The sequence below is a fragment of the Rhodococcus sp. IEGM 1372 genome, from assembly GCF_030056835.1.
Taxonomy (GTDB): Bacteria; Actinomycetota; Actinomycetes; order Mycobacteriales; family Mycobacteriaceae; genus Rhodococcoides.
On sequence record NZ_JASHKS010000003.1, the window covers coordinates 420,758 to 434,414 of the forward strand.

Below are 13,657 nucleotides of genomic sequence, written 5' to 3' on the forward strand. Positions count from 1 at the left end.
CTATCGTGCCACTTCGATCAGACGGGCGGCAGCGGTGGTGGCGGACGCAATACACGCGGGCACCCCCACACCGCGCTGCCAGGCCCCGGTGACCTCGAGACCGGGTAGGTCCGCGACTCCTGCCTCGATGGCGGCGACGCGATCGAGGTGCCCCGGCGCGTACTGCGGTAGGCCTCCCGGCCAGCGCTGCACGGTCGCAGCGATCGGCTGCGCATCGATATTCGCCACCGTCGCGAGATCCGCGAGTGCGATCTGGATCGACTCCGCGTCGGATCGGTCCGACGCCGTCGTGTCACCGAAGCGGCCGAGCGAGGCCCGCAGCAGTACCGCGTCACGTTCGGCCAGGTGCGGCCACTTGCGGCTCGACAGGGTGAATGCCTTCACATCCAAGCCCGCGTCGGTGGCCACCAGGATTCCCGAATTCTGCGGCAGCTCGGTCGTCTTGGGAAAGGCGAGCGCGACGACGACCGAGGACGCGAGCTCGATGTTCCGCGCGGCCTGCGACGCCGCGGGCACCACCTCGGCGAGGAGGCGACCGAGAATCGGCGCCGGGACCGCCAGCACCACTCCCTCGACACGTCCGACGCCGTCGACGAACCATCCGCCGGACTCGCGGCGGATCTCACCGACGCCTGCACCGACCACCGTCCGGGCATCGGTTGCAGCGACGAGGGCATCGAGCAACACCGCGTAACCGTCGCGCAGCCCGCCGAACACCGGCCCCGGCGACGGGGTGGGCAGCGCTGCCAGCACTGCCTCGGTCAGGTTGGCTGCTCCACCGTCCAACGCGGCAGCCAACGTGGGCAGTGCCGCACGGATGCCGATGGAGCTCGACGAACCGGAGTACACGCCGCCGAGCAGCGGATCGACCGAACGGCTGACCACCTGGGAGCCGAACCTGGTGCCCACGAGATCGGCCACACTGACGTCCGAACCCGCGGTCCAGGCGAACGGCCGAGAGGTCTCGGTCTCGATGAGGTGCAGATCCTCGGGGTCCACCAGATCCCGTACCGAATCGGCGGACGACGGGATGCCCATCAGAGTGCCGACCGGGAGCGCGTGAGTTCGACCGCCGGAATAGACGAGCGGACGGACCGGCGCCGGGTAGACCAGCTGATCCGACAGACCGAGCTCGGCGAGCAGAGCGGGCACTTCGGGACGTCGACCGATGAATGCCTCCGCACCGACGTCGAGCGAGTCCGCGCCGACCGCGGTGGTGCGCAGCGTGCCGCCGAGACGCGACGATGCCTCGACGACAGTGATCTCGGCACCCGGCCCGCAGGACTGCCGAAGGCGATACGCCGCGACGAGGCCGGAGATTCCGCCGCCGACCACGGCGTACCGCCGAACCGTCACAACGAATGCACCAGCGAGACCACCCGGGTCAGAATCTCCGGATCGGTGTCGGGGAGCACTCCGTGGCCCAGGTTGAACACATGTCCGCGAGCACCGGCCGCCAGCGCGCGATCCGCCTCGGCGGTGATTCGTCGAACCTCTGCCTCGACCGCATCCCAGCCGGCGAACAGCACCGCCGGGTCGAGATTTCCCTGCAGCACCTTGCCGCCGCCTACGCGATGCACGGCGTCGTCGAGTGGGATTCGCCAGTCGACACCGACGACGTCGGCACCGGCTTCACCCATCGCCCCGAGCAACTCGCCGGTTCCGACGCCGAAGTGGATCTTGGGTACACCGGCCGAGGACACGGCGTCGAACACGCGCGTCGAATGCGGCAGCACGTACTCGCGGTAGTCGGCGAGCGACAGCGCACCCGCCCAGGAGTCGAACACCTGCACTGCGTCGACGCCTGCGGCGAGCTGAGCCTGCAGGAAGGTGATCGTCGTGGTGGCCAGTGCGTCGAGCAGGGCGTGCCAGGTCGCCGGATCGGACCGCATGAGCGCCTTGGTCTTCTCGTGATTACGACTCGGGCCGCCCTCGACCAGATACGACGCGAGAGTGAACGGTGCGCCCGCGAAACCGATGAGCGGTGTACCCGCGAGCTCACGGGTGAGGATCCGCACCGCATCCGCCACCGGCTCCACCTGATCCGAAGTCAGGATCGGCAGTGCGGCCACATCGGCAGCCGACCGCACCGGCTGCGCGACGACCGGCCCGGTGCCTGCGACGATGTCGAGATCGATACCGGCGGCCTTGAGCGGAACGACGATGTCCGAGAACAGGATTGCCGCATCCACGTCGTGCCGACGCACAGGTTGCAGGGTGATCTCGGCCACGAGGTCGGGTCGGAAGCACGAGTCCAACATGCCGATGCCGGCGCGAATCTTGCGGTACTCCGGCAGCGATCTACCGGCCTGGCGCATGAACCACACCGGCCGACGCGAGGGAGCTCGACCTGCGATCGCGGCCAGGAACGGCGCGTCCGGGAGTTCTCGACGGGCGGGGGCTGTGGCGTGCGGTTCGGCGTTCATCGGGTTCCATGCTGCCACGCGCGAGGAAAGCTCCTGCCACCAAGGGCGACACACCGACTTCGGTTGCATCACGGCCCGGCGCGCCTCCGCGTCCAGGCAACGTGACGCGTCTAACGTCCGATGACGTGACCGAACCCCAATCCACCGCCGAACCTGCGCCGTTCCGCGCCGCCATCGACGCGATGCATCGGGCTCAGGTACACCCGGCGATCGAAATCGGTCCGATCCGGCCGCCGCAGCGTCTCGCCCCCTACAGCTACGCGATCGGGGCCGAGGTCAAGCATCCGGAATCCGACCAGATCGACGAACAGAGCGACGGCGACGCCTTCGGCCGCCTGATCCTGCTGTACGACCCCGACGGTGCCGAGGCCTGGAACGGCACCCTCCGACTGGTCGCGTACATCCAAGCGGACGTGGACGAATCCCTCGCCGACGATCCTCTGCTCCCCGAGGTCGGCTGGAGTTGGCTGGTCGACGCACTGGAGTCGCGGTCGGAGCCGCTCAACGCACTCGGCGGCACGGTCACCTCGACCAGCTCGGTGCGCTACGGCGACATCGCCGGGCCACCCAAGGCCCACCAGCTCGAACTACGCGCCTCGTGGACGGCCACGTCCGAGGACCTCTCGACGCATGTCGAGGCGTTCTGCGAGGTGCTCGCCTACGCCGCCGGTTTGCCGCCCGCGGGCATCACCACCCTCGGCCAGCGCAGTTCCAGCCGGACATAGTGGGCGGTCCTTCCACCCGCAGGGCTTAGAGTCACATCTCATGTCAGCCGAGAGTTCTCCCGAGACCACGCCGGACGACGAGGCGAACGAGCCTGTCGCCGTTCCGCTACTGGCCCCGGCTGACGGCGTACCCGACGTGGTCGACACGCCGGACGCCGTGCGCTCGGCTGCAGCCCTTCTCGCATCGGGTCACGGCCCCCTCGCCGTCGACGCCGAACGCGCGTCGGGCTTCCGCTACTCTCAGCGCGCCTACCTCCTGCAGTTCCGTCGCCGCGGCGCAGGCACGGTTCTGCTCGATCCGATCCCGGTCACCGGCGACCTCGCTCCGCTCGCCGAGGTGATCAACCCTCTCGAGTGGGTACTGCACTCCGCAGATCAGGACCTGCCGGGACTCGCCGAACTCGGCCTGGTACCGGCCACGCTCTACGACACCGAACTCGCAGGCCGCCTCGCCGGATTCGATCGAGTGGGGCTCGGAGCCATTGTCGAACGCACCCTCGGACTGGCCTTGCAGAAAGGCCATGGAGCGGCCGATTGGTCCACCCGGCCGCTACCCGACACCTGGCTCAACTACGCAGCACTCGACGTCGAGGTTCTGCTCGAACTGCGCGACGCAATGGCCGAAGAGCTCGAACAGCAGGGCAAAACCGATTGGGCCGCACAGGAATTCGCCCACATCCTCACCCTTGGGCCACCCAAACCCAAGACCGACAGGTGGCGTCGGACATCGGGGATCCATGCGATCAAATCTCCCCGCACTCTTGCTGCCGTTCGCGAATTGTGGAGCACACGAGACGAACTGGCGGCCAAGCGCGACGTGGCACCGAGCCGGGTGTTGCCCGACTCGGCCATCGTGGCGGCCGCAACGGCGGACCCGAAGTCGGCGCGCGAGCTCGAGCAGCTACCGGTCTTCGGCGGTCCCCGTCAGCGCAGATCGTCCCGACTGTGGGCCTCGGCCCTGACCCGTGCGCGGGCGCTCCCGACGTCGGAATTGCCCTCGATGGCAGCGTCTTTCGACGGTCCACCCCCGGTCAATCGGTGGGCTCGCCGCGATCCCGATGCGGCATCGCGACTAGCCGACGTACGAGCAGCGATGACCGAGCTCAGCGAATCGGTGTCGGTGCCGGTCGAGAATCTGTTGATGCCGGATCTGCTGCGCCGCCTGGTGTGGGATTGGCAGAGGCCGGTCGATCCCGACGTCGACCCGGCCGAGCTGATCGAGGCCCGACTGGCCGACGGCGGGGCCCGGCCCTGGCAGCGAACGCTGGTGGTGCCGGTACTGACGAAGGCACTGCACCCTTCTCAAGTTACCGACGGGTAATACCCGCTACAGTAGGGGTCGCGTCCGGGCACCCGGGCGAGTCGTCCGCATCTGTCGGGAGGATCGAAAAGCGTGTCTGTACCCGCGTCCACCAGCTCACAGAGGAATGTTGTCTTCGTCGACGGCATCCGTACCCCGTTCGGCAAAGCAGGCCCCAAGGGCATGTACGCCGACACTCGCGCAGACGACCTCGTCGTCAAGGCAATCCGCGAACTCCTTCGCAAGAACCCCAATCTCCCTCCCGAGCGCATCGACGAGGTCGCGATCGCCGCGACCACGCAGACCGGTGACCAGGGCCTGACCATCGGCCGTACGTCCGCACTGCTCGCCGGCCTCCCCCGCAGCGTCCCCGGATTCGCGATCGACCGCATGTGCGCAGGCGCGATGACCTCGGTGACCACCACCGGGTCGGGCATCGGCTTCGGCCAGTACGACGTCGTGATCGCAGGTGGCGTCGAGCACATGGGCCGCCACCCGATGGGTGAGGGCGTAGACCCCAACCCACGTTTCCTCGCCGACAAGCTCGTCGATCCCAGCGCGCTGGTGATGGGCAACACCGCCGAGAATCTGCACGACCGGTTCCCGAGCATCACCAAGGACCGCACCGACGCGTACGCCGTCGCCAGCCAGAACAAGTACGACGCCGCCAAGAAGGCCGGCTTCATCGCCGACACCCTTGTGCCCGTCGCCACCAAGTCCGCCGCAGGATGGGGCCTGGCCACCGAGGACGAGCCGCCTCGCCCTGGAACCACCGTCGAAGACCTCGCCAAACTCAAGACGCCGTTCCGTCCCGCCGGTCGCGTCACCGCAGGCAACGCCGCAGGACTGAACGACGGTGCCACTGCCGCGATCCTTGCCGGCGAGGACACCGCGCACGAACTCGGCCTGAACATCGGCATGCGCATGGTGGGCTTCAGCTTCGCCGGCGTCGATCCCGCCGTCATGGGCATCGGACCGGTCCCCGCGACCGAAAAGCTCCTCGGCCGAACGGGATTGAGCATCGACGACATCGGCCTGTTCGAGATCAACGAGGCCTTTGCCATCCAGGTGCTCGCCTTCCTCGAGCATTACGGCATCGCCGACGACGATCCACGCGTCAACCAGTGGGGCGGTGCCATCGCGTGTGGCCACCCCCTCGCATCCTCGGGTGTTCGCCTGATGACGCAGCTGAGCCGCCAGTTCGCTCAGCAGCCCGACGTCCGCTACGGCCTGACGACCATGTGCATCGGTCTCGGCATGGGCGGCACCGTCATCTGGGAGAACCCCAACCACGCTGACTATTCAGGAGCGAAGGCATGAGCGACATCACCACAGCGTTCAGCGACGAGGTAGTCACGAACGCGTTCACGAAGCTTGTCTCCGTACCGGGGCTCGACGGCTCCATCGCCCTGGTGACCTTGGACAACGGCTTCGATCACACCAAGCCGTCGACCTTCGGTCCCGGTGGACTGGCCAAGTTCGACGCCGCCCTCGACGAGGCGTTCGCAGCGAACCCGGTGGCCATCGCCGTCACCGGCAAGCCGTTCATCTTCGCCGTCGGTGCCGACCTCAACGGGGTGCCGAACATCAAGACCAAGGACGAGGCGCTGCAGATCGGGCAGCTCGGCCACAAGGTCTTCCGACGCCTGCGCGAGTCGACCGTTCCGACGTTCGCCTTCATCAACGGTGCCGCACTCGGCGGTGGCCTCGAAGTGGGACTGCACTCGCACTACCGGACCGTCGCGGAGAATGCCGCCGCGCTCGGCCTGCCCGAGGCCTTCCTCGGCCTGGTACCCGGCTGGGGCGGAACTCAGTTGCTGCCCAACATCATCGGAGCCTCCAACGCCGTCACCGTCGTCATCGAGAACGCACTGAACCAGAACCGCGTCCTCAAGCCGCAGCAGGCACTCGACCTCGGTATCGCCGACGCGCTCTTCGGCGGAGCCGACTTCCTCGAGCAGTCCCTCGCGTGGGCTGCTCAGGTCGTCAAGGGCGAGATCACCCCTGCCCGACCCGAGATCGACCGCGGGCAGGCCTGGGACGACGCCATCGCCCGCGCCAAGGGCATCGTCGCGGGCAAGACCAACAACTTCGCCCCCGGCCCCGTCGCCGCGGTGGAGCTGCTCGAGCTCGCCAAGAGCACCGACATCACCGACTCTGCCTCACTCGACAAGGCCTTCGCGGCCGAGGACGAGGCCCTGTCCACGTTGTTGGTCAAGGACGAGCTTCGCGCCGGGCTGTACGCCTTCGATCTGGTGCAGAAGCGCGCCAAGCGTCCCGCCGGTGCACCCGACAAGTCGTTGGCGCGCAAGATCTCCGGCGTCGGCATCGTCGGTGCCGGCCTGATGGCCAGCCAGCTCGCACTGCTGTTCGTTCGGCAGCTGAAGGTGCCGGTGATCCTCACCGACATCGATCAGGAGCGCATCGACAAGGGCGTCGGCTACGTCCACGGCGAGATCGACAAGCTGCTCGGCAAGAAGCGCCTGTCCCCCGATGCCGCAAATCGGTTGAAGGCGTTGGTGTCCGGCTCGATCGACAAGTCCGCGTTCGCGAACACGGATTTCGTCATCGAGGCCGTGTTCGAGAACCTGGACGTGAAGAAGAAGGTGTTCGCCGAGGTCGAGGAATTCGTCTCTGCCGAAACGATCCTCGCGACCAACACGTCTTCGCTGTCGATCACCAAGATGGCTGCAGACCTGAAGCACCCCGAGCGCGTCGTGGGCTTCCACTTCTTCAACCCCGTTGCGGTCCTGCCACTGCTCGAGGTCGTCAAGGGTGAGAAGACCGATGACGCCACTCTCGCAACGGCATTCGCGACGGCCAAGACACTGAAGAAGTCGGCGGTGTTGTCGGCGGATCTTCCCGGATTCGTCTTCAACCGTCTCGTCACTCGCGCGTCGAACGAGATCATCAGTGCGATCGACGAGGGCACCCCGTTCGATGTCGCCGACGGCGCTGTGGGCGAACTCGGCATGCCGATGAGCCCGCTGACGTTGCTGGCACTCGTCGGACCGGCCGTGGCACTGCACACTGCCGAAACCCTCGCCGAGGCATACCCGGAGCGGTTCAAGGACTCCGCCGGGTTCCGCGCTCTCGTCGAGGCGAAGAAGCCGGGTGTGTGGACCTACGGACCCGAGGGCCAGGTCGTCGATCCCGAGGTCGCCGCACTCTGGCCGCAGGGCGATTCGCCGTCGACCGCCGAGCAGGTGCTCGAGCGCACCCGCAACGCGATCGCCGACGAGATCAAGATCATGCTCGACGAGGGCGTCGTGGCAGCAGCCGAGGACATCGACCTCTGCCTGCTCCTCGGCGGCGGATTCGGCTTCTGGAACGGCGGCATCACTCCGTACCTCGACCGTAGTGGGGCCTCCGAGGCCGCCACCGGTCAGCGCTTCCTCGCACCGGGCGTAGCCAGCGTCTAGCACTGCCCGCCGAGTTCGAGGTCGTGGACGGATTTCTCCGGATTTTCGTCCATGACCTCGAACTCGGCTTTTTCGTGTCGAGATAAGGTCTGACCCGATGAACAGCGAACGCAGTCGGTTGATCGGAATCGGCTACCGCATGCTGGGTTCCTACAGCGACGCCGAAGACGCCGCCTCCGAGGCTCTCGTTCGCTGGTACCGACTCACCGACGCCGAACGTGACGCCATCGACGTCCCGGCGGCGTGGCTCACCCGAGTGGTAGGTCGCATCTGCCTCGACGTACTGAGTTCTGCTCGCGCTCGACGCGAGAACTACGTCGGTCAGTGGTTGCCGGAACCGGTCCCCGGCGCCGATTCCCGCGACGCGGCCACGATGGACCCGGCCGACCGAGTAGTGCAACAGGATTCGGTGACCCTCGCGCTGCTCGTCGTGCTCGAGTCGCTCGGTCCGGCGCAGCGAGTCGCCTTCGTACTGCACGACGCGTTCGCCGTCCCGTTCGACGAGATCGCCACCGTCCTGGATCGATCACCGGCCGCCTGCCGCCAACTCGCCTCTGCCGCACGAGCTCACGTGCATTCCCGTCACCGCTCCGTCGCCGACCCCATCGACCACGACCGCGTCGTGCGGGCTTTCGCGTCGGCCTCGGCGGGCGGAGATCTCGCATCCCTCGTCTCGGTGCTCGCGCCCGACGTCGCCCTCGTCAGTGACGGCGGCGGCCACGTCTCGGCGGCCCGCAACGCCGTCCTCGGATCCGATCGAGTCGCTCGATTCGTTCGCGGCATCACCGCCAAGTCGACCGACCTCGAGTGGTCCATCGAACCCGTCAACGGCCTGTCGGGCATCGCGATGAGGCGCGACGGCGTGGTGTTCGGCGTCATCGGGTTCGACGTCGCCGACGGCGTGGTCTCGAGCGTCTGGATCGTGCTCAATCCGGACAAACTCCGCCACTGGGTCTGATGCACGCATACATTCGTCGCGGCTGTGTCGTCAGAGAGTAGAGGCCCGCCACATGCGGTCCGATCAACTCTCGAGAAACAGGTGGATACACGATGAAGCTAGCCGTAGCCGGGGGAACCGGAACAGTCGGAGTGCACGTGGTCGAGGTTGCGCGTGAACGCGGCCACGACGTGGTCGTTCTGTCGCGATCTGCGGGTGTGGATCTCGTCACCGGGGCAGGACTGTCCGACGCCATGGCCGGAGTCGAGGCGGTCGTGGACGTCGCGTCGACGCGGACAGTCTCGGCGAAAGAGTCGACGGCGTTCTTCGCCGCCGTCACGCGAAACCTGCTCGACGCGGAGAGCGCGGCCGGTGTCGGCCATCACCTGGCGCTGTCGATCGTCGGAATAGACAAGGCACCGCACGGCTACTACGCCGGCAAGGTGGAGCAGGAGAGCCTCGTTGGTGCTGGAGCAGTGCCCTGGACGATCCTTCGAGCCACCCAGTTCCACGAGTTCGCCGGCCAGATCCGCGCGCAGGCGTCGTTCGGTCCGGTGAGCATCATCCCGAAGATGGTCTCGCAACCGATCGCGGCCCGCGAGGTCGCCGAACGACTGATCGACCTCGCGGAGCGGTCCCCGGCAGGTCGGGTCGCGGATCTCGGTGGACCACGTGAAGAACGCATGGCCGAGATGGTGCGGCGCTACGCACGGGCCATCGGTGCGCGCGGCCTGGTGCTCGAAGTCCCGATCCCCGGCGCGTACGGTCGCGCGATGCGAGACGGAACGCTGGTCACCACGACCGAGTCGGATCACGGTCTCCAGACCTTCGATCAGTGGTCGGCCGCCCAGGCGCACTAGCCATCTGCCGCCGAACTCGAAGCTGTGGACGACTTTCGGCAGTTTCCCGTCCGCAACTTCGAGTTCGACAGCCGGAATATCGGACAATTCACCTTTTTCGGCGAGCCGATTCCTGTACGCCACGAATATCGAGTCGATTTCGCTCCCATTCCGTCGGTGCGAGGACGATGATGGCGATCGACCACCAAGGATGCTGGTTCACCTCGAAAGCTGGGTCACGTGATGACGCAATCCACCGATCGGCACACTGCCAAAGTCATCGGAGTCACGATTGCCGCCGCTGTCGGCGGTTTCCTGTTCGGGTTCGATTCGTCCGTCGTCAACGGCGCGGTGGACTCCATCCAGGAGAACTTCGCACTGTCGTCGTTCGTCACCGGCTTCGCGGTGGCCATCGCACTTCTCGGTTGCGCGGTCGGTGCCTGGTTCGCCGGCCGGCTCGCCGACAGCTGGGGCCGAAAGAAGGTGATGCTGCTCGGTTCCGCACTGTTCACCATCTCGTCGGTGGGATCCGGGTTCGCGTTCAGCGTCCCGGATCTCATGCTCTGGCGTGTACTCGGCGGCCTCGGCATCGGCATCGCATCGGTGATCGCGCCCGCATACATCTCGGAGATAGCCCCGGCCCGCTATCGAGGTGGATTGGCCTCGCTGCAGCAGCTGGCCATCACCATCGGAATCTTCGCTGCGCTGCTGTCGGACGCGGTGCTGCAGAACGCCGCAGGCGGACCGTCGAACGACCTGTGGTTCGGACTCGAGGCCTGGCGGTGGATGTTCCTGGTCGGCGTCGCACCGGCACTCGTCTACGGCTTTCTCGCCACGCTGATCCCCGAGTCGCCCCGATACCTCGTCGGAAAACATCTCGACGAGGAAGCGGCCCGCATTCTGGGAGACATCACCGGGGAGGTGAACCCGAACGAGAGGGTGAAACAGATCCGACTGACCTTGCGTCGGGAATCGAAATCATCTTTCGCCGATATCCGTGGACCGAAGTTCGGGCTGCAACCGATCGTCTGGGTCGGTATCACCATGGCCATCCTGCAGCAGTTCGTCGGAATCAACGCGATTTTCTACTATTCGACGACTCTGTGGAAGTCCGTCGGCTTCAGCGAGAATCAATCGTTCGTCACCTCGGTCATCACTTCGGTCATCAATGTCACGATGACATTCGTCGCCATCTTGTTCGTCGACCGATTCGGCCGACGAAATCTGCTCATGATCGGCTCGATCGGAATGTTCGTCGGCCTCGTACTCGCGGCCGTCTCGTTCAGCCAGGCAGTGGGTAGCGGGGACCAACTCGAATTGCCGTCGCCCTGGGGCCCTGTGGCTCTCGTCGGTGCCAACCTTTTCGTCGTGTTCTTCGCCGCAACCTGGGGCCCGATCATGTGGGTGATGCTCGGAGAGATGTTCCCCAACCGAATGCGAGCAGTCGCACTCGGTATCAGTACTGCCGCGAACTGGATTGCCAACTTCGCCATCACACTCGCGTTTCCGCCGTTGTCCGACACAATCGGACTCGGATTCATCTATTCGTTCTTTGCGTTCTTCGCGATCGTGTCCTTCTTCTTCGTCAAGTACAAGATCAAGGAAACCAAAGGAATGGAGCTCGAGGACATGGAGATCTGACATGCCGATGTTCGTCGTCGAATACGCGTACACCCCCGAGACCTCCTCGGGCCGTGACGATCACCGCACCGATCACCGCGCCTGGTTGCGAGAACTCGAGCGCCGCAAGATCCTCCGATCGTCGAGCCCGCTCGCCGATCACAGTGGTACCACGATGATCGTCGAAGGCACCGACAAAGCAAGTGTGGAGCGGATGTTCGCACACGACCCCTTCGCCCTGGCCCATCTGATAGATCGCGTTCAGATCGAAGAATTGGTCGCTGGGACGTAACGGATCGTCGAGTCCTTGCGCAATCCTGTCGCCGCTACCGCCAGAACGATCACGTAGACAACGCAATACGCGTTCCGCAGTCCTCCGTCGAGAATCGGCGATACGGACTGCATGAACGTGCCGATCACCACCACATCGGCCTGAGTGCGATACCAGGCCACGAAAGGCGCTGTGGCGGCGAGTATTCCGAGAACACGGAGGATGCGGTGTCGTGTGCTCGACCGCGAACACGCGTCGAGTCCGATCACCAGCAGCGGAACGCACCACACCCAGTGATGGCCCCAGGAGAACGGCGAAACCATCGGGGCCGTGAGACCGCACAGCGTCATCGCCAGCAGTGTTCTACCCGCCCGGTGAGCTCGATACGAGACCCACATCCCCGCGGCAAGGACGAGCACCGCCACCGGCAACCACACCAACACAGGCGGATGCTCGGTTCCCCACGCCCGCGCCACCATCCCCCGAACCGACTGATTCGCGGGAGACGTGGTCGACCCCACCCGGTCCGAAGCGAGGATCGCGGAGGTCCAGTAGCGCCACGCGTCGGAAAACACGACCACGAACCCGATCAGCACCGTGACAAGACCGGTGACGGCCGCGGTCCATGCCGTTCGCCACTGCTTCTGCACGATCGACATGACGACGAACAGGCCCGGCGTCAGCTTCAGACCGGCCGCAATTCCGACACCGAACCCTCGGAACCTACTGCCCTCGGGCCTACCGAGATCCCACAGCACCAACGCGAGCAACAGCAGATTGATCTGGCCCAACCACAGCGACATGCGCACCGGCTCGAGCCACGAGCAGCCCACTGCAAGAGCCACACTCACCACCTTGGTCCGCGTGCAGTTCTCGTAACCGAGTCGACGCCAACTGAGATGGACCACTCCGTAGAGCAATACGACGTTGGATATGTTCACCAGCAATCCGGTGGCGGTATCGGACAGCAAGCCCAGAGGCGCGAACAGCACCGCGGCGAACGGCGGATACGTGAACGGCAGCGTGCCGAACAACGAGAACGAGTACAGCCCTTCGCCACTGAGCACGGTTGCGCCGCCGTGCCGGTAGACGAGAGCGTCGACACCGTTGCCGAACAATCCGTACAACGAGTCGAACGACAGCAAACGATCGTGAGCGGCGAATGCCACCACACCGATCACTGCCGACATCGCCACGAACCAACGCGAATGTCGTCGCTCCACCCCGTCGTTCCGGGAATCCAGAGCAGGAGCGTCATCCACGCATTCGACGGCCGCCCAGTCGGAGTCACCGGCGCCGAGAGCCGGATCGACTCGGCTGTCCGAGACGTCGGTTCTACCGTCGAAGACGAGGGTCATGGACAAAACATGCCAGTCGTCCCGGTTTGTCCAGCCACGACACACCAGTCACACAGGTCACATATTCGCAAAGAAAATGTCGGCTGGGTCGACAAGGTTTTCACCTGACCGCTAGTGCATTGTGAGCTATCGAAACAATCTGTGGATCCGACACCGGAAGCAGGCAATGAATTTCCGAACCGTGTTCGCTGTCGTCACCGTCGTGGCATTCGGTCTCTGCCTGCGTCTGTTGTTCGGCAGCACCTCTGCCCTCACCTCGGATATTGCAGCGTTCTACTCTGCCGACTCCGTCTCGATGGCGCTGTTGACGACGGGACCGGTGATCATCCTCGGTGTGTGCGCGGCCGTGGCGGGACTGTCTGAATAACGGTTGATCCGGTCCTTGGTTCGACACGCCGAGCTCAGCTTGGTGGGAAGGATCGACGATGACCGAAACACTGGATCCCATGGCAGCGACCGAGGTGGATCAGAAGCAGTTGGCCGAGCAGCTCCTGGCGCAAGCCAAGGAGCAGGGCGTGGAGTTGATGGGCCCGAACGGGCTCCTCAATCAGCTCACCAAGAATGTCCTCGAGACCGCGTTGGATGCGGAGATGACCGAGCACCTCGGCTACGAAAAACATGATGCTGCTGGCCGCGGCAGCGGCAACTCCCGTAACGGCACTCGCTCGAAGACGGTGCTTACCGAGATCGGGCCGGTGGAGATCGAAGTCCCGCGGGACATCGATTCCTCCTTCGCGCCGCAGATCGTGAAGAAGCGTC

13 protein-coding genes are annotated in these 13,657 nt (G+C 65.5%); 10 read left to right on the plus strand and 3 right to left on the minus strand.

What is annotated here, in order from left to right:
• Together QM590_RS06425 and hemE are read right to left on the minus strand one after the other, a co-directional pair.
• Positions 1-1,356 carry a protoporphyrinogen oxidase gene (locus QM590_RS06425; protein WP_269594209.1) on the minus strand — a complete coding sequence of 452 codons (1,356 nt, stop codon included), beginning with the start codon at positions 1,354-1,356 and terminating at the stop codon, positions 1-3.
• Complete coding sequence (hemE, locus tag QM590_RS06430; protein ID WP_269594247.1) at positions 1,353-2,426, minus strand: uroporphyrinogen decarboxylase; 1,074 nt, start codon at positions 2,424-2,426, stop codon at positions 1,353-1,355. Before hemE ends, QM590_RS06425 begins: the two co-directional genes overlap by 4 nt.
• 125 nt (positions 2,427-2,551) lie before the next feature.
• On the opposite strand from hemE, the gene QM590_RS06435 reads away from it, so the two are divergent.
• The 8 genes from QM590_RS06435 to QM590_RS06470 all read left to right on the plus strand — a co-directional run bounded on the left by QM590_RS06435 (position 2,552) and on the right by QM590_RS06470 (position 11,561).
• Positions 2,552-3,151 carry a DUF3000 domain-containing protein gene (locus QM590_RS06435; RefSeq protein WP_149405878.1) on the plus strand — a complete coding sequence of 200 codons (600 nt, stop codon included), beginning with the start codon at positions 2,552-2,554 and terminating at the stop codon, positions 3,149-3,151.
• 40 nt (positions 3,152-3,191) lie between these two features.
• Positions 3,192-4,472: an HRDC domain-containing protein gene (locus QM590_RS06440; protein ID WP_269594210.1), complete on the plus strand. Its 1,281-nt coding sequence runs from the start codon at positions 3,192-3,194 to the stop codon at positions 4,470-4,472.
• 72 nt (positions 4,473-4,544) lie between these two features.
• Positions 4,545-5,771 carry a thiolase family protein gene (locus QM590_RS06445; RefSeq protein ID WP_068050622.1) on the plus strand — a complete coding sequence of 409 codons (1,227 nt, stop codon included), beginning with the start codon at positions 4,545-4,547 and terminating at the stop codon, positions 5,769-5,771.
• Positions 5,768-7,873, plus strand: a complete 2,106-nt coding sequence (locus QM590_RS06450; protein WP_269594211.1) for a 3-hydroxyacyl-CoA dehydrogenase NAD-binding domain-containing protein — start codon at positions 5,768-5,770, stop codon at positions 7,871-7,873. Before QM590_RS06445 ends, QM590_RS06450 begins: the two co-directional genes overlap by 4 nt.
• Before the next feature lie 97 nt (positions 7,874-7,970).
• A complete protein-coding gene (sigJ, locus tag QM590_RS06455; protein WP_269594212.1) occupies positions 7,971-8,831 on the plus strand; it encodes an RNA polymerase sigma factor SigJ in 861 nt (286 codons plus the stop codon).
• Between the two features lie 92 nt (positions 8,832-8,923).
• A complete protein-coding gene (locus QM590_RS06460; RefSeq protein ID WP_269594213.1) occupies positions 8,924-9,670 on the plus strand; it encodes an SDR family oxidoreductase in 747 nt (248 codons plus the stop codon).
• 222 nt (positions 9,671-9,892) lie between these two features.
• Positions 9,893-11,290 (plus strand): sugar porter family MFS transporter, encoded by a 1,398-nt coding sequence (locus tag QM590_RS06465; protein ID WP_149405882.1) that lies wholly within the window; start codon positions 9,893-9,895, stop codon positions 11,288-11,290.
• 1 nt (position 11,291) lies between these two features.
• Positions 11,292-11,561 carry a YciI family protein gene (locus tag QM590_RS06470; protein ID WP_149405883.1) on the plus strand — a complete coding sequence of 90 codons (270 nt, stop codon included), beginning with the start codon at positions 11,292-11,294 and terminating at the stop codon, positions 11,559-11,561.
• Here the strand turns inward: QM590_RS06470 and QM590_RS06475 are convergent.
• Positions 11,531-12,898: a glycosyltransferase 87 family protein gene (locus tag QM590_RS06475; protein ID WP_269594214.1), complete on the minus strand. Its 1,368-nt coding sequence runs from the start codon at positions 12,896-12,898 to the stop codon at positions 11,531-11,533. The two genes, QM590_RS06470 and QM590_RS06475, sit on opposite strands and share 31 nt — an antisense overlap.
• 166 nt (positions 12,899-13,064) lie before the next feature.
• On the opposite strand from QM590_RS06475, the gene QM590_RS06480 reads away from it, so the two are divergent.
• Together QM590_RS06480 and QM590_RS06485 are read left to right on the plus strand one after the other, a co-directional pair.
• Positions 13,065-13,265, plus strand: coding sequence for a hypothetical protein (locus tag QM590_RS06480; protein WP_269594215.1), 201 nt, complete (start codon positions 13,065-13,067; stop codon positions 13,263-13,265).
• A 58-nt stretch (positions 13,266-13,323) separates the two neighbouring features.
• Positions 13,324-13,657 (plus strand): transposase (locus QM590_RS06485; RefSeq protein ID WP_502942409.1); only part of this gene is annotated, 334 nt, incomplete at its 3' end.

Excerpts from the sequence above, each read along its gene's own strand:
- hemE (WP_269594247.1), bottom strand. The coding sequence starts at position 2,426 with ATGAACGCCGAACCGCACGCCACAGCCCCCGCCCGTCGAGAACTCCCG.
- QM590_RS06440 (WP_269594210.1), top strand. The coding sequence starts at position 3,192 with ATGTCAGCCGAGAGTTCTCCCGAGACCACGCCGGACGACGAGGCGAAC.
- QM590_RS06450 (WP_269594211.1), top strand. The coding sequence starts at position 5,768 with ATGAGCGACATCACCACAGCGTTCAGCGACGAGGTAGTCACGAACGCG.
- sigJ (WP_269594212.1), top strand. The coding sequence starts at position 7,971 with ATGAACAGCGAACGCAGTCGGTTGATCGGAATCGGCTACCGCATGCTG.
- QM590_RS06460 (WP_269594213.1), top strand. The coding sequence starts at position 8,924 with ATGAAGCTAGCCGTAGCCGGGGGAACCGGAACAGTCGGAGTGCACGTG.
- QM590_RS06465 (WP_149405882.1), top strand. The coding sequence starts at position 9,893 with ATGACGCAATCCACCGATCGGCACACTGCCAAAGTCATCGGAGTCACG.
- QM590_RS06470 (WP_149405883.1), top strand. The coding sequence starts at position 11,292 with ATGCCGATGTTCGTCGTCGAATACGCGTACACCCCCGAGACCTCCTCG.
- QM590_RS06475 (WP_269594214.1), bottom strand. The coding sequence starts at position 12,898 with ATGACCCTCGTCTTCGACGGTAGAACCGACGTCTCGGACAGCCGAGTC.
- QM590_RS06480 (WP_269594215.1), top strand. The coding sequence starts at position 13,065 with ATGAATTTCCGAACCGTGTTCGCTGTCGTCACCGTCGTGGCATTCGGT.